This window comes from Nonomuraea sp. NPDC049141 (assembly GCF_040648415.1).
Classification (GTDB): domain Bacteria; phylum Actinomycetota; class Actinomycetes; order Streptosporangiales; family Streptosporangiaceae; genus Nonomuraea.
The window spans coordinates 568,036-587,969 of sequence record NZ_JBEZDR010000003.1 but is presented as its reverse complement, the minus strand read 5'-3'; the positions used below and the strand labels follow the sequence as shown (position 1 = coordinate 587,969).

At 69.3% G+C, this 19,934-nt stretch carries 19 protein-coding genes; 5 read left to right on the top strand and 14 right to left on the bottom strand.

What is annotated here, in order from left to right:
* Positions 1–96 precede the first annotated feature (96 nt).
* Entirely contained in the window at positions 97–1,827 is a 1,731-nt protein-coding gene (locus tag AB0B91_RS11115; protein WP_358318125.1) for an FAD-dependent oxidoreductase, read from the top strand.
* 27 nt (positions 1,828–1,854) lie between these two features.
* Here AB0B91_RS11115 and AB0B91_RS11110 read toward each other — a convergent pair whose 3' ends face one another.
* A complete protein-coding gene (locus AB0B91_RS11110; RefSeq protein WP_358318124.1) occupies positions 1,855–2,355 on the bottom strand; it encodes a DinB family protein in 501 nt (166 codons plus the stop codon).
* A 4-nt stretch (positions 2,356–2,359) separates the two neighbouring features.
* Positions 2,360–3,007: a class I SAM-dependent methyltransferase gene (locus AB0B91_RS11105; protein ID WP_358318123.1), complete on the bottom strand. Its 648-nt coding sequence runs from the start codon at positions 3,005–3,007 to the stop codon at positions 2,360–2,362.
* A gap of 95 nt (positions 3,008–3,102) precedes the next feature.
* Here AB0B91_RS11105 and AB0B91_RS11100 point away from each other — a divergent pair, with 95 nt between their 5' ends.
* Positions 3,103–3,681 carry an XRE family transcriptional regulator gene (locus AB0B91_RS11100; RefSeq protein WP_358318122.1) on the top strand — a complete coding sequence of 193 codons (579 nt, stop codon included), beginning with the start codon at positions 3,103–3,105 and terminating at the stop codon, positions 3,679–3,681.
* 15 nt (positions 3,682–3,696) lie between these two features.
* Here the strand turns inward: AB0B91_RS11100 and AB0B91_RS11095 are convergent, their stop codons facing one another.
* From AB0B91_RS11095 to AB0B91_RS11060, 8 genes are read right to left on the bottom strand one after another with little or no spacing between them, the layout of a single operon-like run.
* A complete protein-coding gene (locus tag AB0B91_RS11095; protein WP_358318121.1) occupies positions 3,697–5,985 on the bottom strand; it encodes a polysaccharide lyase 8 family protein in 2,289 nt (762 codons plus the stop codon).
* Between the two features lie 43 nt (positions 5,986–6,028).
* A complete protein-coding gene (locus AB0B91_RS11090) occupies positions 6,029–6,703 on the bottom strand; it encodes a 4-carboxy-4-hydroxy-2-oxoadipate aldolase/oxaloacetate decarboxylase (RefSeq protein ID WP_358318120.1) in 675 nt (224 codons plus the stop codon).
* Between the two features lie 18 nt (positions 6,704–6,721).
* Complete coding sequence (locus AB0B91_RS11085) at positions 6,722–7,921, bottom strand: aspartate transaminase (RefSeq protein WP_358318119.1); 1,200 nt, start codon at positions 7,919–7,921, stop codon at positions 6,722–6,724.
* 1 nt (position 7,922) lies between these two features.
* A complete protein-coding gene (locus tag AB0B91_RS11080; protein WP_358318118.1) occupies positions 7,923–8,666 on the bottom strand; it encodes an SDR family oxidoreductase in 744 nt (247 codons plus the stop codon).
* 40 nt (positions 8,667–8,706) lie between these two features.
* Entirely contained in the window at positions 8,707–10,017 is a 1,311-nt protein-coding gene (locus AB0B91_RS11075; protein WP_358318117.1) for an MFS transporter, read from the bottom strand.
* A gap of 11 nt (positions 10,018–10,028) precedes the next feature.
* Complete coding sequence (locus tag AB0B91_RS11070; protein WP_358318116.1) at positions 10,029–11,012, bottom strand: biotin-dependent carboxyltransferase family protein; 984 nt, start codon at positions 11,010–11,012, stop codon at positions 10,029–10,031.
* Positions 11,005–11,718: a carboxyltransferase domain-containing protein gene (locus tag AB0B91_RS11065; RefSeq protein ID WP_358318115.1), complete on the bottom strand. Its 714-nt coding sequence runs from the start codon at positions 11,716–11,718 to the stop codon at positions 11,005–11,007. Before AB0B91_RS11065 ends, AB0B91_RS11070 begins: the two co-directional genes overlap by 8 nt.
* A 1-nt stretch (position 11,719) precedes the next feature.
* Positions 11,720–12,505 (bottom strand): 5-oxoprolinase subunit PxpA, encoded by a 786-nt coding sequence (locus AB0B91_RS11060; protein ID WP_358318114.1) that lies wholly within the window; start codon positions 12,503–12,505, stop codon positions 11,720–11,722.
* Positions 12,506–12,745: 240 nt separating this feature from the next.
* Here AB0B91_RS11060 and nac point away from each other — a divergent pair, with 240 nt between their 5' ends.
* The 3 genes from nac to AB0B91_RS11045 all read left to right on the top strand — a co-directional run bounded on the left by nac (position 12,746) and on the right by AB0B91_RS11045 (position 15,556).
* Positions 12,746–13,663: a nitrogen assimilation transcriptional regulator NAC gene (gene nac / locus AB0B91_RS11055; protein WP_358318113.1), complete on the top strand. Its 918-nt coding sequence runs from the start codon at positions 12,746–12,748 to the stop codon at positions 13,661–13,663.
* 86 nt (positions 13,664–13,749) lie between these two features.
* Complete coding sequence (locus AB0B91_RS11050; RefSeq protein WP_358318112.1) at positions 13,750–14,517, top strand: SDR family oxidoreductase; 768 nt, start codon at positions 13,750–13,752, stop codon at positions 14,515–14,517.
* 10 nt (positions 14,518–14,527) lie between these two features.
* Positions 14,528–15,556, top strand: a complete 1,029-nt coding sequence (locus tag AB0B91_RS11045; RefSeq protein WP_358318111.1) for an L-idonate 5-dehydrogenase — start codon at positions 14,528–14,530, stop codon at positions 15,554–15,556.
* A gap of 22 nt (positions 15,557–15,578) precedes the next feature.
* On the opposite strand, the gene AB0B91_RS11040 is transcribed toward AB0B91_RS11045, so the two are convergent.
* The 4 genes from AB0B91_RS11040 to AB0B91_RS11025 form a co-directional block, all read right to left on the bottom strand.
* Complete coding sequence (locus tag AB0B91_RS11040; RefSeq protein ID WP_358318110.1) at positions 15,579–16,379, bottom strand: ATP-binding cassette domain-containing protein; 801 nt, start codon at positions 16,377–16,379, stop codon at positions 15,579–15,581.
* Complete coding sequence (locus tag AB0B91_RS11035) at positions 16,376–17,446, bottom strand: ABC transporter permease (protein WP_358318109.1); 1,071 nt, start codon at positions 17,444–17,446, stop codon at positions 16,376–16,378. The genes AB0B91_RS11040 and AB0B91_RS11035 overlap by 4 nt, the downstream gene beginning before the upstream one ends.
* Before the next feature lie 95 nt (positions 17,447–17,541).
* Positions 17,542–18,702 (bottom strand): sugar ABC transporter substrate-binding protein, encoded by a 1,161-nt coding sequence (locus AB0B91_RS11030; RefSeq protein WP_358318108.1) that lies wholly within the window; start codon positions 18,700–18,702, stop codon positions 17,542–17,544.
* Positions 18,703–18,743: 41 nt separating this feature from the next.
* Positions 18,744–19,925: an aldose epimerase family protein gene (locus AB0B91_RS11025; protein WP_358318107.1), complete on the bottom strand. Its 1,182-nt coding sequence runs from the start codon at positions 19,923–19,925 to the stop codon at positions 18,744–18,746.
* Positions 19,926–19,934 lie beyond the last annotated feature (9 nt).

Sequence of the window (19,934 nt, the reverse complement as noted above, 5' to 3'; positions counted from 1 at the left end):
GTTCCCGACGGGATACGCGGACATCGAGTCACAAACCACACCGCTACCCGGTCTTGTTTCAGGAATCGTTTTCTTCGACGTGGTCAGAGGAGCACCATGCACGCGCCAGAGCACCGGATCGCAACATCAGTCCTGGTCATCGGCACGGGAGGAGCCGGGCTGCGAGCCGCCATCGAACTCGCCGAGCGCGGCGTCGACGTCCTCGCCGTGGGCAAGCGGCCGAAGGCGGACGCGCACACCTCGCTCGCGGCCGGTGGCATCAATGCGGCGCTCGCCACGATGGACCCCGAGGACAGCTGGCAACAGCACGCGGCGGACACCCTCAAAGAGAGCTACCTCCTGGCCAACCCGCAGACGGTGCGAATTGTCGCCGAGGGGGCCGCGCAGGGTATCGAAGACCTCCAGCGCTGGGGCATGCCGTTCGCCCGCGAGCAGGACGGGCGGATCTCGCAGCGCTTCTTCGGCGCCCACACCTACCGGCGCACCGCCTTCGCCGGCGACTACACCGGGCTGGAGATCCAGCGCACCCTGATCAACCGGGCGGCGCAACTGGAGGTCCCCATCCTCGACACCGTGTACATCACGCGCCTCCTCGTCCGCGACAACGCGGTCTTCGGCGCGTACGGGTTCGACCTGACCGACGGCAGCCGCTATGTCATCCATGCCGACGCGGTGATCCTGGCCGCCGGCGGCCACACCCGGATCTGGCGGCGTACCTCCTCCCGGCGTGACGAGAACACCGGCGACTCCTTCCGCCTCGCCGTCCTGGCCGGCTGTCGCATCCGCGACGCCGAGCTGGTGCAGTTCCACCCGTCCGGTCTCATCGCACCCGAGAACGCGGCGGGCACCCTGGTGTCCGAAGCGGCCCGGGGCGAGGGCGGAATCCTGCGCAACCAGCTCGGCGAGCGCTTCATGTCACGGTACGACCCTGAACGGATGGAGTTGTCCACGCGCGACCGCGTCTCACTGGCCGCCTACACCGAGATCAAAGAAGGCCGCGGCACTCCGAACGGCGGCGTCTGGCTGGACGTGTCCCACCTGCCGCGCGAGACGATCATGACGCGGTTGCCGCGGGTGTACCAGACGCTCCTGGAACTGCAGATGCTCGACATCACCAAGGAGCCGATCGAGATCGCCCCGACAGCGCACTACTCGATGGGCGGAGTCTGGGTGCGGCCGGAGGACCACAGCACGGGCGTCGACGGCCTTTACGCGATCGGAGAGGCGGCCAGCGGCCTGCACGGCGCCAACCGCCTCGGCGGCAACTCCCTCATCGAACTGCTCGTCTTCGGCCGCATCGTCGGACAGGCGGCGGCCGAGTATTCCGCGGCCCTCGACGCCCAGCGCCGCTCGGCCGAGGCACTCGACGCGGCGCGGGCGGAGGTGGACGAACTCCTCGCCGCCGACGGCCCCGAGAACGTGCGCTCACTGCAGCGCTCCCTCCGCGACATCATGACCGAGTACGCCGGCGTGGTGCGCGACGAGAGCGGCCTGCGCAAAGGCCTCGCCGAACTCACCGCGGTACGGGCGCGCATCGCCGACGTCGGCGTGCACCCGGACCTCGCCGGTTTCCAGGACCTGGCCCACGCCTTCGACCTGAAGTCCGCGGCGCTGGCCGCCCGGGCGACGATCGAGACCGCACTGGAGCGTCGCGAGACCCGCGGCTGCCACAACCGCTCCGACTATCCCGAGCTCGACCCCGCGCTGCAGGTCAACCTCGTGTGGTCCGGTCCCGGATCGGTGGAGAAGGAGGCCATCCCGCCGATTCCCGGCGAGATCGCGGCGCTCATGCGCGAGGTCTCGACCGTCGGAAAACTCGTCGAGTAGATCGGCGACCGGAGATCGGCCGGCTTGTCAGCGGCCGGTGGATCCGTCGATCCGCTCGCGAAGGATGTCGGCGTGGCCGGCGTGCCGGCCGGTCTCCTCGATCATGTGCACCAGGACCCAGCGCATCGATGGTGCCGGACCTGGGCGCGAGGGTCGCGGGGCGGGCAGGGTCAGGTCTGGGCAGGCGTCGATGACCTGGTTCGCTCGCTCGACGGTCTTCCGGTAGTCGGCGAGCACGCCGTCGATGGTGTCCTCGGCGGACGGCCGCATGGTCGCGCCCCAGTCGCCGGCGTCCTCACCGAGGAAGTAGAACCGTTCGACGTACGCCAGATGCTTGAGCAGTCCGAGAAGGTTGGTGCCCGAGGGCACGCCGCCCGTTCGGACCTGCGGTTCCGGCACGCCCGTGACCTTGTCCGCGATCGAGTTCCGCAGATAGTCGAGGAAGCCCCGCAGGGTGGCCTTCTCGTCGGCGCCGGTCCGCGGAGGCGTGGTGTCCTTCGCCCTCGTCCTGGATGGGTTCTCTGGCATCGGGTCACTCCGGTCCGGCGGTTCGCTGGATGAGCAGGATGTTGTCGATGACCGTCGCGGTCTCACCAGCGGGTCCGGTGGCCTGGCGGCGGGGCATGTCGGCGCGCAGGACGGGCCAGTGCGCGGGGTCGAGATCGAGTTCGGCGGCGATCTCGGTGGGTGTGGGGTAGTGGATGTTGGGGTCCTGGTTCCACGACCAGGGCGCGGTGGAGCCGTGGTCGACGATCAGCAGCAGACCGCCGGGGCGCAGGGCCCGTGCGGCGGTGCGCAGGACTCGGCCGCGGAGCAGCGGGAACGGGGTCTGGAAGTACTGGGCGGAGACGAGATCGAACTCTCCGTCCGGGAAGGTTCGGGCCAGATCGTGCTGTTCGGTGGCGACCCGGTCCGCGACGCCGAGTTCACGGGCGCGTTCCCGCACCCGTTCGACGGCGGTGGTGGAGATGTCCACCGCCGTGACGTGCCAGCCTCGCCGGGCGAGCCAGATGGCGTCGCCGCCGGCGCCGCAGCCCAGATCCAGGGCGGCGCCGGGACTCAGTGGAGCGGCGGTCTCGGCGAGCAGCGCGTTCACGTGTGCGTCCCAGGTACGCCGGGTGCTGTAGTGCCGTTCCCAGAACAGTTCGGCGTCCTCGGTGGGTAGTCGGGCGGAATCCATCTGCGTTGTCCCTTCGACGCCGGTGATGTACGAAGAGCATCGCCGCCGCGGTTTCCCCCTTGCAAGAAAAGTTGCGGATCCGCATTATCGGGGGCATGGATCACCCCAAAGAAGATGTCCTGGCCGGAGTCGGGCCGCGGCTGCGTGCCCTGCGCCGGGCGCGGAGCGCCACGCTGGCGGCGCTGGCAACCGAGACCGGCCTCACGGCGAGCACCTTGTCCCGTCTCGAGAACGGCAAGCTCCGCCCCACGCTGGAGCAGCTCCTGCCGCTGGCCCGGGCGCACGGCGTCCCGCTCGATGATCTCGTCGCGGCGCCGCCCACCGGCGACCCGCGCATCCACCTGCGGCCAGTGCGGCGAGCCGGGCTGGTGATGGTGCCGCTGACCAGGCGGGCCGGTGGCATCCAGGCCTACAAGGTGATCTATCCACCCACCGGCCGAGCGCCGGCGATGCGCATGCGGACCCACGAGGGATACGAGTGGTTCTACGTCCTCAACGGACATGTCAGGTTCGTGCTCGGCGAGCAGGAGTTCCGGCTCGGCGCCGGCGAGGCCGCGGAGTTCGACACCCGCGTACCGCACTGGATCGGCAGCGCCGACAACCAGCCCGCGGAGCTGCTCACCCTGTTCGGCGCGCAGGGAGAGCGCGCCCATCTGGCACCGTCCAAGCGCTGAAGCACCCTCGGAGGTTCAGACGCGCACCACCGCCGTGCGGGCGTGGCCGCGGCTGCCGCCGACCTCCACCTTGATCGCGCGCTTGGACTTACGCACGCCGCGGTCGCTCTCCTTGATTGATTTCACCGGCCAGGGCAGTTTGATCTTCACCTCGTCGGCGGTCCTGGACGGGTCGGAGACCGCGAGCCGTACCCCCTTGTGGTCGCGGCGGACCAGCAGCGTGCAAGGGCCGTCGGCGGTGAGCGGTCCGTAGGCGGTCTCGACGGTCCCCGCGCGCCAGAAGACGGCGGCGAGCAGGTCGTCGCGGGAAATGGCCTGGACCACTCGGGAGTTGGCGAGGACCTCGACCCGCCCGCCGTAAGCCGCGGTCTGCGCGATGGAGGCGTCGGGCAGCACGGCATAGGCATAGCGCGCCTTGCGCGGATCGACGCCGTGGTCGATGACGATCGTCGTGTAGTGCCTGGTGACGGGGGTCTGGTCGCCTCCGGTGGTGGCGCCCTTGTCGATGTCCCGCCAGCGGCCGGTGCGCTGCTCGCGGATCACCTTCGCGTCGGCGCCGTCGAGCAGCGCGTAACCGGCCGCACCGGACAGGTGGATCCAGCCGTCGCCCCGGGTCAGCGGCGGATGCCGGTCGTGGGTGTTGCGGTTCTCCACGATGGTCTCGATGCGGCGGCCATCGGAGGCGGCGATGCCGGCGCCGAGCGCGATCACCGCGTCATCGAGGAGGAACCACGCCTTCTTGGCCCGTAACGAGGAGCCGTCGGCGATCAGCTTCATGGCCGCCACGCCGTACTCGCCGTCGAGTGCCACACCGCCCGCCCACGGGGTGGGTGGCAGGCGGCGCTTGCCGTACGGGAGATCGGCGCGTCCGCGGGTGTCGACCGTCGTGCCCGGCAGCCGGTACGGGTCGATCGTGGGCCACAGCTCATCGTTCCAGTGGGTGAGATCGCCGGTGTAGAGATAGGTCATGCCGTCACCGGTGTACCAGCCGTGCAGGTTCTCCTGGTTCATGGCCTCGGCCGCGCCGATGCGCTCCGAGCTCATCGCGATCGCGCAGGCCCAGGTGGGACGGCGGTGCACGACGCGGTCCATGTCGGCGAAGACGTACGTGCCCGTCATGCGCGGGCCGACCGGCACCGACGGGTCCTCCAGCAGGGCCTTGGCCCCCGCGATGCTCGCCAGTGGTGCGAGCGTGCCGACGGGGCCGACCTGGTTGCGGATGAGCCAGCCCTTCACCATCGGTCGCCAGCGCCGGGCATGGCGCTCGGGCGCCGTCTCCAGCAAGGTGAGGATGGACTCGACCGCCTTCTGCCCCGAGTGGTAGTCACGGTGGCCCTGCACCGAGATCTGCCGGCCGCGTACGCAGTCCATCATCAGCCCGTCGAAGATGAACGGCACGAACGAGCGATCCACGATGTCGTAGACGTTCCCGATTCCGGTGATCTCCCACGGTGACCTCGCGAGCACGGCGATCAGCTTGGCCACGCTCTCCAGGTAGTCCACGCCGTAGCTGCCGGTGTAGGCGTACACGTCGTGCTGGATGAACGACCCGTCACGGTAGAAGCCGTCGCCTGGGCCCCTGGTCGGCCGCAGCAGGTCGGAGACCGCGTTCCGGGCCCGCTTGATCAGGCGTGCGTCGTGGGTGAGTAATCCGCGGATCGCCACCGCCGTGGCCTTGCCCGCCCGGTTGGCGCCGGTCTCGACGACGCCTGGGTGGCTGACGCGGCGCTCCGGGTCGGGGCACCAGCGGTGCAGGGGGCGCAGCCAGCGCTCCAGGTGGTCCTTGGGCAGGCCGTCGTACAGCAGGGCGCAGGTGTCGGTCAGCGCGCGGGGGACGCCGATCTCCCACCAGTACCAGTTGCTGTCCCGCCGCTTGAGCCCCTCGTGGTAGGCGTGCTCGTACAGGAAGTCCAGCGCCATGACCGCGGTCTCGGCGACCTGACCGTCCCGGTGCATGACAGTGCCCGGCGTGGCCCAGCCCAGCGCCAGCGTGCGCATGCGGTTGTAGGCGCGGTTGAAGTTGCCCGTCCGGGGGTCGTCGAGCGGCAGGTCGGGCCACAGGCTCGGGCGGCCGGGGGTGGGCTTCAGCTTGCGCAGCACCGCGTTGGCCGAGCCCTCGACCGCCCGCGTCTTGTCGGGGTAGGCGGCGTCGTACGACCCGCCGGCCAGCAGGCTCACCCACCGTTCACGCGCGGCGTCGAACGCGGCGGCGCCGGCCGCCTCTGCCGGTCTCTCCCACACGGCCAGGCCGGCCACGGCCGCGGCACCCAGCAGAGCGGACCGCCGACTGAGGGGGTGGATCATTGCGGCCTTTCCGACAGTCGGGCAAATAACATACGAAAAGATCCTAATCGTCGATGACCAGTCCCTTCGCTTCGAGGACGGCGGCGAGGTCGCTGACCTCGATGACGCTCTTTCCGGCACGGTAGGCGGCGATGTACCCGGCCTCGGCGTCGACGCGCTCCTGCGACTTCCGCACCACTTCGCCCACGTCTTCGCGCCGGACGACCACGACGCCGTCGGCGTCACCTCGCACCACGTCGCCAGGACGGACGATCTCGCCGCCGATCAGCACGGGCTCCGCCATGGGACCGACGGTCTCCTTGACCGTGCCCTTGATGGAGACGCTGAAGGAGAACACCGGGAAGCCGAGTTCGCGCAGTTCCCGGGTGTCGCGGACGCCCGTGTCGGTGATCAGCCCGCCCAGGCCCTTGGCCACGCAGGCGTTGGCCAGTACGTCGCCGAAGGAGCCGGCCTCCGCGTATTCGCCGGCGGACACCACGACGACATCGCCGGGCTGAGCGTGCGCGATGGCGACCTGGAGCATGATGTTGTCCCGGGGGGCGCAGCGCACGGTGAAGGCGGGTCCGCACAGCGACATGGCGTCGTCGACCGGCTTGATCGTGGAGCTCAGGGCGCCGAGCCGGCCCTGCGCCTCGTGAATGGTGGCCGACGAATACGCGCTCAGCCGCTCGACCAGCTCCGGATCGGGGCGGTCGAACTTCGTGTTGACACGCAGCATGAGTCTCCTACTCCAAGGTCAGGAAAGGTCGGCGCAGGCGCGGGCGATGCGCTCGCAGCCCTTGGTCAGGACGGAGCTCGACGTCGCGAAGGAGACGCGGAAGTAGCCTGGCGCTCCGTAGGCGGATCCGTGGATCACCGCCACCTGCTGCGACTCCAGCAGATAGCGGGCGAACTCCTCGTCCGTACGGATCTCTTCGCCGGCCGGGGTCCGGCCGCCGAGCAGCGCGGCGCATCCCACGAGCACGTAGAAGCCGCCGCTCGGCGCGGTGCAGGTCAGGCCGGGGACGCCGGTCAGAATCTTGACCGTCTCGTCCCGCCGGGCCCGGTAGACGGCGACGCAGTCGCCGATGAAGCTCTGGTCGCCGGTGAGCGCGGCGGTGGCGGCCGCCTGGCTGATCGACGAGGGGCACGAGGAGATCTGCGACTGCAGCTTGTTGACCGCCCCGACCAGCTCCGCCGGACCCACCCCGTAGCCGATCCGCCAGCCGGTCATGGCATACGTCTTGGAGACGCCGTTCGTGAGGAACACCTGGTCCGCCAGGCGCGGTTCGACCGCGGCCAGGGTGCTGGGCAGCTCCGGCTCATACGTGATCTCGTCGTAGATCTCGTCGGTCAGCACCATGACGTGCGGGTGGGCGAGCAGCACGTCGGCGAGTGCGCGGAGTTCGTCCGTGGTGTAGGCGGCGCCCGTGGGGTTGTTCGGGGCGTTGAGGATGACCCAGCGGGTCGCGTCGGTGATCGCGGATTCCAGCCGTCGCGGCGTCAGCTTGAAGCCGTCGGCCTCCGGACATGGGACCACGACGGGTGTGCCGTCGTTGGCCAGGACCATGTCCGGGTAGGAGACCCAGTACGGTGCCGGGACGATGACCTCGTCCCCCGCGTCCAGCGTGGCCGCCAGGGCGAGGAAGATGATCTGCTTCGCGCCGCCGCCCACGGTGATCCGGTCGGTGGGGTAGCGCAGTCCGTGCCGCCGGGCGAGCTTGTCGGCGATGGCCGCCCTGAGCTGCGGGGTTCCGTTGACGGGGGTGTACTTGGTCTCGCCCCGCGCGATCGCCTCGATCGCGGCGGCCTTGACGTGGTCGGGGGTGTCGAAGTCGGGCTCGCCCACCGTGAGGTCGAGGATCTTGTGGCCCAGCGCCTTGAGTTCGCGTACGCGCTGGGCCGCGGCCGTGCTGGGCGAGGGTTTGATGCGGTTCACCCGCTGCGCCAGTGCCATGTCAGTCGGCCCGCCTTTCGAAGTTGAGGCCGCCGGGCACCTGGAAGGTCGGCATGATCTCCAGGTGCCCGATGTTCACATGGCGGGGCGAGCCGATGGCGTAGTCGATCGCGTCGGCGATGTCCTCCGGCTTGAGCGACTCGTACCCGTCGTAGTACAGGCGCTGGGCCGCTTCCATGTCGCCGAGCAGCCGGCCGAAGATCTCCGTCTCCACCCGGCCGGGGCAGATCTCGGTGACCCGGATCCGGCGGCCGTACCCGTCGACGCGGAGCTGACGGGACAGGGTGTGCACGGCCGCCTTCGTGGCGTGGTAGATCGTGTTGCCGCCGAAGTTGTAGACGGCGGCGATCGAGCTGATGTTGATGATGTGGCCGAGATCGCGTTCCACCATGCCCGGCATGATCAGGCGTACGAGGTGCAGCACCGCCTGGATGTTGACCGCCACCTGCTCGTCGATGGCGAACTCGTCGGCCGACAGGATGTTCCCTGGGCGGGAGACCCCCGCGTTGTTGACGAGGACGTCGACGTCGATCCCCCGCAGAGCCTCGGTCAGTGCGGCGGTGTCCGTGATGTCGACGGCGTGCGGCGTGCATCCCGTACGCCGGGCCAGGTCGCCGAGCCGCTCGGCGTCGCGGGCCACGGCGTGGACGTCGAGCCCCCGCTTCGCCAGGCGCTCGACGACCACCGCCCCGATTCCGGTGGAGGCGCCGGTCACCAGAGCGGTCTTGTAGTCCGAGAAGGGCATGTGAATCTCTCCGCGTGAGGATGAGTGGTGCGGTGGGGTGCTACGCGTCGCGCAGCGGCTGGTGTGCCCTGTCCTTCACCCGGGACACGGCGATGAGCGTGCCGAGCGCGGTGAGGACCGCGTAGAAGGCGGGCATGCCGGTGTTGCCGGTCTTGGCGATGAGGAACGTCATCAGCAGCGGCGCGGTGCCGCCGAAGAGCGCGGCCGAGACGTTGTACCCGAGCCCGTAGGCGGAGTAGCGCACCCGGGTCGGGAAGAGTTCGACGAGCAGGATGTGGATGACGCCCGTGTGGCCCGCGAAGATGATCGCCATGACGCACGCGCCCAGGATGGCGAGCGGCATGCTGCCGGTGCCGATGAGCAGATAGCAGGGGATCCCGGCGATCGCCATGGCGATGGCGGCACCCGCGAGGACCCGCTTGCGCCCGACCCGGTCGGACAGCCGGCCCATGTAGGGGATGGCGACGCAGATGGCCACCAGGCTGGTCGCGGTGACGAGCAGGGCCTGCACCTTGCTGAAGTGCAGCTGGGCGTTCATGAACGTCGGCATGTAGGTGAACAGCACGTAGTAACCGGAGCCATTCATCAGCGGGATGAACAGGGCGAGCAGCATCGCGCGGCGGTGCTCGGCGGAGGAGAAGGCCTCCTTCAGCGGGTTCTTCGCCAGGTTGCCGCTCTCCTGGAGACGGGTGAAGTTCGGGGTGTCGCTGATGCGCTTGCGGATGTAGATGCCGGTGATACCGAGCGGGATGGCCAGCAGGAACGGGATCCGCCAGCCGTACGCCTCCATGCGGTCCGGGCCGAGGCCGCTGGTCAGGGCGGCGGCGATCAGCGTGCCGGTGAGCAGGGAGAGGAAGGAGGCGATCTGGGCGTAGCTGGTGTAGAGGCCGCGCTTGCCCTCGGGCGCGTGCTCGGCGAGGAAGCTCATCGCGCCGGACGCCTCGCCACCGACCGAGAAGCCCTGCATGACGCGCATCAGGATGAGCAGGGCGGGTGCCGCGATGCCGACGCTCGCGTAGGTCGGCAGCAGGCCGATGGCCGCCGTCGCGACGCTGATCAGCAGGATGACGAAGACGAGCATCCGCTGCCGTCCGATGCGGTCGCCGAGGTGACCGCAGATGATGCCGCCGAGGGGCCGGAAGAAGAACGAGACGGCATACCCGAGGAAGACGAGCTGGATGGCGTTGGCCGAGTCCGGGAAGAAGACGGTGCCCAGAGTGCCGGCCATGAAGCCGAAGATGCCGTTGTCGTAGAGCTCGGCGAAGATCCCGATGCACCCCGCCAGGGTGACCTTACGGGCGGTTTTCGGATCGACGGTGTTGGGTGTCGGTTGTGCGGCCACGGTGGCCATGGCTGTCTCCTTCACTCGCTTACTGGGTGGGGGGTGAGTGCGTCGAACACCGTGCGTACGCGAGTGCGCAGGGAGTCTATGTCGGCGCGTTGTGACCGGTACGCGGCCACGGCCTCGGCCACCGTCCGGCGCCGGAACCGGACGGACTGACCGGGGCGGGCCTGCCCCAGTGCGGACAGGCCGGTCGAGGTGACGACCGCGAGGACGGGATAGCCGGCGGTGACGCCACGGCCGCGGTGCAGGACGAGCAGTTCGTCCCCGGCCGGCACCTCGACCGCGCCGACGGGCACGCCACGGGAGAGCACCTCGCCGGTCGCCGTCCGGCGCGGCACCTCGCCGCGCATCCGCAGGCCGATGTGGTTGCTCTGGGGGGTGACGGTGAACTGCGACCGGAACAGCCGCTCCGCGGTGTCACCGAACTCCGCCAGGTCCGGGCCGTCGGTGACGTCGATCGTCCACGGTTCGCCGAAGCGCGGTACGGAAGCGTTCAACCGGAACAGCGGAATGTCGGAGAACGGGTGATCGACCGGCGGAAAGGGCGTACGAATGGCGAGCTGATCGCCGTCCCGCAGCGTGCGCCCGAACCCGAGGATCGTGTCGGGAGCGCAACTGCCCAGCAGGGACGGCGACTCCACCGAGCCGTGCACGGCGAGGTAGACGCGCAGACCCTGCCTGATGCGCGTGACGCGGATCGTTTCGCCCGCCCGGACCACGACCGGTTCCCACCGGGGACGCGGAACGTCATCGACGGTGATCTCGGCGGGAGCGCCGGTCACCGCGATGAGCACCTCGGCCGAGGGCGTGCAGGCGAAGCCCAGTGCCGTGATCTCCAGCAGTGGCGCACCTTCGTCGTTGCCGGTCAGAACGTTGGCGACGCGGGCGGAGTACTGGTCCAGAGCGCCGTTGACCGGCAGGCCGTAGCGGGAGCGGCCGAGCCGCCCGAGGTCCTGCACCACCGAGAGTCCGGCGCGGTGGACAGTGAGCGTGTCAGCCACGGGCCACCGCCTCAGCCGCGAGCATCGCGCCGTCGTGGTCGGACCACTCCTCGGGAGTGATCGATACGAACCGGAAGATGTCACCGGGCCGGTACGGAGTCAGCGGCTCGGAGTCGAGATCGAGGACACGCAGCGGGGTGCGCCCCAGCAGCGGCCACCCGCCCGGTGAACGCATGGGGCAGATCACGGCCTGCCTGCCCGCGACGGCGATCGACCCGGGCGGGACGCTGGTACGCGGAGAGGCCAGCCTCGGGACCGGTTTCGGGAACGCGGGGCCGTCCATCATCGGGGCTCCCACCGGTGCGCCGAGGCAGCGCACCATCAGGTCCCGGGCGGTGTGCAGGTCGACGACCTCCCGCTCGGTCAGCCCCAGCTGCTCCGCCACCACGGGCAGGTCGGGTCCGTACTCACCGCCGTACACCACCGGGACCGTGAACCGCCTGGGCGAGGGCACCAAAGCCGGGCTCTCGGCGAGCCGACCGGCCGCGCCCCGCAGGGCGCGGTGAACCGTGTCGTGATCCGTGGCGGAGCAGTCGAACTCGACGAGCAACGAGTCGTAGGTGGGGACGACGCCGTGCACCCCGTGGAGCCGGACCGCCTCGATCGCGTCGGCCAGGGCGTGCACGACCCGCCAGGCACCGCCGCCGGTGGCCTTGACCACGACGGCCGAGTCACCGCAGTCCGCGATGTGGATGCCGTGGTCCATCTCAGCCGCCGTACCTGGCGTCGAGCACGTCGGCCAGCGGGGCGATCGTCACGCCCGCCGCGATGAGTTCCTTGCGGATGAGGTGGGCGAGCGCGATGGCGCCGGGGGTGTCGCTGTGCAGCAGGACGGTGTCGCAATGGACGGGGATGTCCCGGCCGCCGACGCTGCGGATCGCGCCTTCGGTCACCAGCCGGACCGTCCGCTCACTGATCTCTCGCTCGTCATGGATGACCGCGCCGGGTTCGCTCCTCGGCACCAGGGTGCCGTCGTCGAGGTAGGCCCGGTCGGCGATCCCGACGATGCCGACCCGCAGGCCACGGGCGCGGGCGGCGTCGGCGAGCTCCCCGTCCTGCGCCAGGACGATCAGCGAGGGGTCGAGGGAGGCGACCGCGTCGGCCACGGCGGCCGCGTAGTCCTGCCTGGTCGCGACCAGGTTGCCGAGCCGGCCGTGCGGTGCCACGTGGTGTACGCGGGTGCCGTGCGCGGCGGCGAACGCCTGCAGAGCTCCCACCTGGTACAGCACATCGGTACGGACCTCGTCCGGTGCCAGCTCCATCGCGCGGCGGCCGAACCCGACCAGGTCGGGAAAGCTGGGGTGCGCGCCGACGGCGACACCGCGTTCGACGCAGTGGCGTACGGTGGCGTCCATGATCCGCGGGTCGCCCGCGTGGAAGCCGCACGCGACGTTGGCCGAGGTGAGGACATCCAGCAGCGCCTCGTCGTCACCCATGGTGTAGGCGCCGAATCCCTCACCGAGATCGGCCACCAGATCGACCGTGTGTGCCATGTCGTCCTCCGCTCAAGAGGTCAGAAGGGGCGCGAAGCGCGATTGAGCTCGGCTGCGAAGATCCCGCCGGGGGTTGCCGGTCAGGCCCGAATTACCGTTTGGGTGACCGTAATCCGGGGAGATGGGCACATCAAATACACATTGCGTGTGACGTGATAGGTCCCCGCTATGACCGCGCACCTGCTCCGGCTCTGTGCCCGGCCCGTACGATGAGCCCCTGGCAAAGGCTGGAGGTAGCCGATGGACACCAGGCGTCTCTACTCGTTCGTCAAGGTCGTCGACGCCGGGAGCATCACGCGCGCCGCCGACATCCTGCATATCGCGCAGCCCGCGCTGAGCCAGCAGATCTCCATGCTGGAGAGCCAGTTCAAGCAGCAACTGCTGATCAGGAGCAAGCGCGGGGTGGCGCCGACCGAGGCCGGACGCGCCCTCTACCGCCACGCCCAGCTGATCCTGCGCCAGCTCGAACACGCGCAGGCGGCGATCGACGTATCCGGCCGGGCGCCCGCCGGAGGCGTCTCGGTCGGGCTGGCTCCGTACAGCACGGGCGCGGCACTGGCCCTGCCGCTGCTGCGGGCCGTGCGGGAGCGCTACCCCGACATCCTGCTGCACATCAACGAGAACTTCGGCGGCGTCATCAGCGAAGCGATCATGACGGGCCGCATGGACATGGCGTTCATCTACGACGCCGGTCCCATCCGCGGCGTCCAGTTCGAGCCGATGCGTACCGAGGACCTCTACCTGGTCGCCGCCCCGGGCACCGGCCTGGCGTCAGAGACGGACGACGTCTCCATCGCGGAGCTGGCCGATGTGGGCCTGCTGCTGCCGAGCCGCATTCACACCATCCGCCAGGTCGTGGACGCCGCCTTCCGCCATGCCTCACTCGAACCGAAGGTCGTCGGCGAGATCGAGTCGGTGCTGACCCTGGCCAGCGCCATCAGCGCCGGTCTGGGTGCCACGGTGCTGCCCTGGTCGGCGGCGCAGGCCATCCTCGACGTACGGAATCTGGTGGTGCGGCGGATCGTCAACCCCACGATCGAGGTCAAGCTCTCGCTGTGCACGTCCCACCATCAACCGCTGTCGGAGCCCGCCCTCGCGGTACACGATCTCTTTCACGAGCTGATCCTCGAATTCGGCAAGAATTCGGGTGGCCGATGACGTCACACACACTAGGTATTGGTCAAACCCGATGAGCTCTGACTAGCGTTCTCACGGCCCGACAAGTGGATGAAAGCGGTACCAGCGTGACAAGCAGCCCATTGTTCGACATCGAGGGACGCATCGCGCTGATCACCGGCTCCAGCCGGGGCATCGGCCGTGCGCTGGCCCAAGGGCTGCTGGAGGCCGGGTGCACAGTGGTGCTCAACGGCCGTGACGAGGCGGTCCTCGCGCGGACCCACGCCGAACTGGCTCCGGCCGGAAAGGTCTTCGCCCGAGCCTTCGACGTGACCGACTCCGCGGCCGTGGCCGCCAATGTCGCCGCGATCGAGGACGAGGTGGGACCGATCGACATCCTGGTCAACAACACCGGGACGCAACACCGCGCGCCGCTGGTGGACTTCCCCGACGAGGACTGGCACCGGCTGATCGGCACCAACCTCACCAGCGCCTTCCTGATGGGCCGGGAGGTCGCCCGCCGGATGGTCCCGCGCCGCCGCGGCAAGATCATCAACATCTGCTCGGTGCAGAGCGAGACGGTACGGCCCGGCATCGCCCCCTACGCGGCCACCAAGGGCGGGCTGAAGCTGCTGACCAAGGGCATGTGCGCGGACCTCGGCCCGTCAGGCATCCAGGTCAACGGCCTGGGACCGGGATATTTCGCGACCGAACTCACCGAGGCGCTCGTCGCGGACGAGGAGTTCAGCGCATGGGTGCGGGGGCGCACCCCGGCCAGCCGGTGGGGCCAGGTCTCCGACCTGATCGGTGCCTTGATCTTCCTGGCGTCACCCGCGTCCGACTTCGTCAGCGGGCAAGTGTTGTACGTCGACGGCGGAATGCTGTCCGTTCTGTGAGGGAGCACATATGCGTGCCTGCGTCGTCCACAAGGCGGGCGATCTCCGGGTCGAGGAGTGGGATCCCGGTCTTCCCCGCTCCGGGGAGGTGCTCGTGGCCGCGACCCTCGGCGGCATCTGCGGCTCGGACCTGCACTATTACCATCGCGGCTCGGTCGGTGACTTCCAGGTCCGCGAGCCCCTGGTGCTCGGCCACGAGGTCGTCGGCCGGGTCCACGCGCTCGGCCCCGGTACGGACGGCCCGGCCGCCGGCACACCGGTGGCGATCCACCCGGCCACCCCGTGCGGCGCGTGCCCGGAGTGCGCGGGCGGCCGGCGGAACGTGTGCGGTCAGGCCCGCTACCTCGGCAGCGCCGCCCGGATGCCGCACGTCCAGGGTGGTTTCGCCCAGCGGCTGATCGTACCCGCCGATCAGGTACGAGCGCTGCCTGCCGGGCTCGACCCGCGCCGGGCCGTGCTGGCCGAGCCGCTGTCCGTCGCTCTGCACGCGGTCCGCCGCGCCGGGGAGGTGGCCGGGAAGCGCGTGCTGGTCACGGGCGCCGGTCCCATCGGCGCCCTGGTGGTCGCCGCGTTGCGGCACGCGGGCGCCGCCGAGGTGACCGTCAGCGATCTGCTGGACGCGCCCCTGGACATCGCCAGGAGGGTCGGCGCCACAGCCACCGTCCGGGCCGGCCAGCCCGACGACCCGGCGTGGCCGGACGACGTCGACGTCGCCATCGAGGCGTCCGGCTCCGGGGCGGGCCTCGGCACCTGCGTCCAGCGGGTACGCCGCGGCGGCACGGTCGTCCTGCTCGGCCTGCTCCCACCTGGCGAGACCGGGTTCCTCGGCAACGTGGTGGTCACCCGGGAGATCACCATGCGGGGTGCCTTCCGCTTCGATCACGAATTCGACGACGCGCTGTCGCTGCTGGCCGCGGGCTTGGACGTCCAGCCGGTGATCAGCCACACCCTCCCGCTGGCCCGGGCGGTCGAAGCGTTCGACCTGGCCGGCGATCGCGCCGTGGCGTCGAAGGTCCTGCTCGATCTGGGCGGCGAATGACCGGAACCGCCTCGCCCCGCTCTCAAGGGGTGGGGCCGGACCGAACCCCGGTGCGAGCGGCGCGGTATTCCTCCACAACCAGGTCGGTGAGTTCCTTCACGGAGGTCCGGGCGGTGGGTTTGTCGAAGGTGATGCTGCCGTGCTGGAGGAGGTTGACCCGGTCGCAGACCTCCAGGACCTGGGCGTAGTTGTGGGCGATGATCATTATGGAGACTTCGCCGCGGGATTTGAGATCGCGGACCAGGTCGAGGATCTGAACGCCCTCTTTCGCACCCATCGCGGCCAGCGGCTCGTCCAGCAGGAGGATCTTGGAGCGGGAGTAGACGGAGCGGGCTACGGCGATGGCCTGGCGTTGACCGCCCGACAGTTTGGCTACTTCCACATCCACCGACGGGATGTTGACGCCCATGTCGTTGAGGTGTTCGCGAGCCAGGCTGCGCATTTTGCGGTTGTTCAGCAGACAGCCGAAGATCACCGGCTCGCGGTTGAGGAACATGTTGTGGTAGACGCTCAGTTCGTTGATCAACGCCAGGTCCTGGTAGACGGTGTCGATGCCGAGTGAGCGGGCGTGGTCGACGGATTTGAAGGACACCTCCTCGCCGTCGAGCAGGATGCGGCCGGCGTCGGGCTGGTGGAAGCCGCAGATGATCTTCATGAGGGTGGACTTGCCGGCGCCGTTGTCGCCGATCAGGCCGAGTACCTCGCCCCTGGTCAGGTGGATGTTGACGTCGCGCAGCGCGGTCACCGTGCCGAAGCGCTTGGAGACGTGCTCCACGCGCAGGACGTCGACGGCACCAGTGGAGTCGGCGTTCGGAGAGGTCACGTCGTCTTGCCCGCCCTTCTCAGTCGGCTCAGGTACACGTTGGCGATCATCGCCAGGAGGATGGCGCCGCCGAGGATCAGGAAATACGGGTTGGCGGAGATGCCGATCAGGTTGAAGCCGTTCTGGAGCTCGGCCAGCACCAGCGCTCCCAGGGCACCGCCGATGATCGTCCCGGAGCCGCCGGCCAGGGCCGTGCCGCCGATGACCGCCGCCGAGACCGCGGTGAACATCAGGCCGGTGCCGCCACCGAGGTTGGGGTCGATCGTGTGAATCCGGAAGGCTTCCAATATCCCGGCAAGAGCCCCCAAAGTGCCCGCAATCATGAAATTTCCGACCTTGATGCGCCCTGTTCGGACGCCCGCCTCCTGCGCCCCCAGCAGGTTCCCGCCCACGGCGATCGTGTGCAGCCCCCACCGCGTACGCGTGAACAGCACGTGGAAGAACGCCACGATCACCAGAGCCCACACGAGATGCGCCCAGTTGGCCGCCCCCAGCCACTGCCCGATCCGGTTGTCCACCGACGCGGGAATCTCGGCCGGATAGGCGCCGGACGTGGTCAGCACGATCCCGGTCACCAGGTAGAAGGTGCCCAGCGTGGTGATGAACGAGGGCACTTTCAGCACGACCGTGACCAACCCGTTCCCCAGCCCGATAACCGTCCCGGTCAGCAGGGCGAGCAGAATCGCCGGGACACCTGGAACCCCCCAGTAGTCGATCGCGTAGTGCATCATGAACGGCGCCAGCGCCGCCACCACCCCGACCGACAGATCGATCTCGCCGCTGACCAGCAGCAGCACGATGCCGCAGGCGACGATGGCGCTCGGCGCGGCCGCCTGGGTGATGTTGACCATGTTGTCGCCGGTCAGGAACGCCTCGGAGGCCGAGGCGAAGTAGGCCCCCAGTGCCAGCGCCACGACCAGCACGCTCGCCTCGCGCCGCCGCAGGAACTCGTCCCTGATCCGCAGCAGGATCCGGTTCGCGCCGCGCCGCGCCCCGTTCCCCGCGGGCCGTCCGGCCACCTCCGCGGGCGCCGGCGACTCGCGGATACCATCGCTGATGTCGGGCACCTCGCCCTCCTCCACATGGATTGGCTGGGTGTACGACTTGCGCCCCGCGCGTTCCCCGGACGCAAGCCGTACGTCTCAACTCCCGATCAACGCCTCTAGGAGGCGTGAGCGATGGCGCCGGACCGTTCGACCAGCTTCTGGGCGGTGTCCGAGCCCTCGAAGCGGGTTTTGGTGGTCTGGTACGGCCCCACGGTGTCCTTGGTCACGAAGAGCAGACCGGTGTTGGTCTCCGACGGGAACAGCAGCCCGCCGGAGAGCTTGTACAGGTAGAGGTAGAGCACCGGCAGGAATCCCTGCAGGTACGGCTGCTGGTCGATGGTGTAGTCCAGATCGCCGTTCTTGATGGCCGTCAGCGTCTCGGGCACCAGGTCGAAGCCGCCGGCCACCTTGAGCTTCTTCGATCGCATGTTGTACTTCTTGACGACCTGCCCGATCGACTGCGTCGATCCGGCGTCGACGGCGAGCATCCCGGCCAGGTTGGGGTGCCCCTGGGCATACGCGTCGATGATCGACAGCCCCTTGGTGATGTCGGCGTTCGTCCCGACCGACTGGAACGTGATCGCCTTGCCCGAGTCCTTGACCGCCTGGGCGGCGCCGTCGATCCTGGGCTGGATGTTCAGGGCGCCCGGGGTGGCGATGAACCCCACCACGTCGCCGGAGTCCACCTGCTGAAGGGCCCGCTGGCCCAGGGCGTAGCCGGATTCGTAGAGCCCCTGCCCGATGTACGCCAGCCGGCTGGTCCCCTTGTCGTCACGGGCGCCGTCGGCGTTGTAGGACACCACCGGGATACCCGCGTCCAGGGCACGGTTCACCGGCTCCTTGAAGGCCGCCTTGTCCACGACCGCCACCCCCAGCCCATCGGCCTTGGCCGAGATGGCGGTGTTGGTCGCGTTGACCATCTCGGCCACGATCGAGTCCTTCGACCCGGTCCATTGGAACTCGGTGCCGAGCAGCGCGCACGCGTCCTGGGCGCCGTACTGGGTGGGGGTGAAGAACGGGTTGGTGGTGACGTGGCAGACGAAGACGAACTTCCACTTGGGCGTGGACGGGAAGTCCCCGGCCCCGGCCGCCGCCGCGGTGCCGCCTGAGGCGGCGGGCCTGTTCCCGCCCGAGTCACTGGTGCACGCGCTGAGCAGCGCGGCCGCGGCGGCCGAGGCGCTGACCAGGCCCGCCCCGGACAGGAGGCGACGGCGCGCGACCCGGTTCAGGTTGAGTGTGTCGAGGGCCTCCTCGACCTTCGGATGGATGTCTTTCATGATCCTGCCTCATGAGATCGGCGGGGGATTTCACGCAGTTGTCACACCGTGGAGAACGCGTAGATCGTCGTGGTCCGGTAGACCTCGCCCGGCCGCAGGACGGTCGAGGGGAAGTTCTCGTGGTTGGGCGAGTCCGGGAAGTGCTGCGACTCCAGAGCGAAGCCGGACCGCTTCGGGTAGAGGCGGCCGCTGGTGCCGCGCAGCGTGCCGTCCAGGAAGTTGCCCGAGTAGAACTGCAGGCCCGGCTGGTCGGTGATGACCTCGAGCACGCGCCCGCTGTCCGGCTCGACGACCCTGGCGGCCAGTTTGAGGCCCCGCCCGTGGCTCTGGAGGACGTAGTTGTGGTCGTACCCGCCGCCTCGCACGATCTGCTGGTTCTCGCTGTCGATGCGGTCGCCGATGGCGGTGGGCCGGCGGAAGTCCAGCGGTGTCCCGCCCAGCCGGGCGATCTTTCCGGTGGGGATGAGCGTCTTGTCGACCGGCGTGTAGCGGGAGGCGTTGATCTGCAGCTCGTGGCCGAGGATCGTGCCGTTGCCCTCACCGCGCAGGTTGAAGTACGCGTGGTTGGTGAGGTTGACGATCGTGGGCCTGCTGGTGGTGGCTCGGTAGTCCATCCGGAGCTGGTTGTCGTCGGTCAACGTGTAGACGACCTTGGTACGCAGCGTCCCCGGGTAGCCCTCCTCACCGTTCGGGCTGGTGTAGGTCAGCACGAGCCCCACGCTGTTGTGCCGCTTGACCGGGTGGGCCTGCCAGACCTGCTTGTCGAAACCCTTGTTGCCGCCATGCAGGTGGTTGGGGCCGTCGTTGGTGGCCAGCCGGTACGTCTTGCCGTCCAGGGTGAACCGCCCCTTGGCGACGCGGTTGGCGTACCGGCCGGTGATGGACCCGAAGTACGGGCTCTTCTTCACGTAGTCGGACAGGTTGTCGAATCCGAGCGTCACGTCGGCGAACTTGCCCCCGCTGTCGGGGACCTCGATCGACTGAAGAATGCCGCCGTAGGTGAGGATCTTCACCCGCATCCCGTTGGAGTTCCGCAGTGTGTAGATGTCGATCTTCTTGCCGTTGGGCAGGATCCCGAACCGCTTCTTGGTGATGCTCGGCCCGCCGCCGGCGGCCTGCGCCGGGGGCACGGCCGCCAGGCTCATTCCCAGGGCGAGAACGGCCACGAGGACGACCCTGACGGTGGTGGCGAGTCTGTTTCGGATGCGGGCGCTACTGGGCATGGACGATCT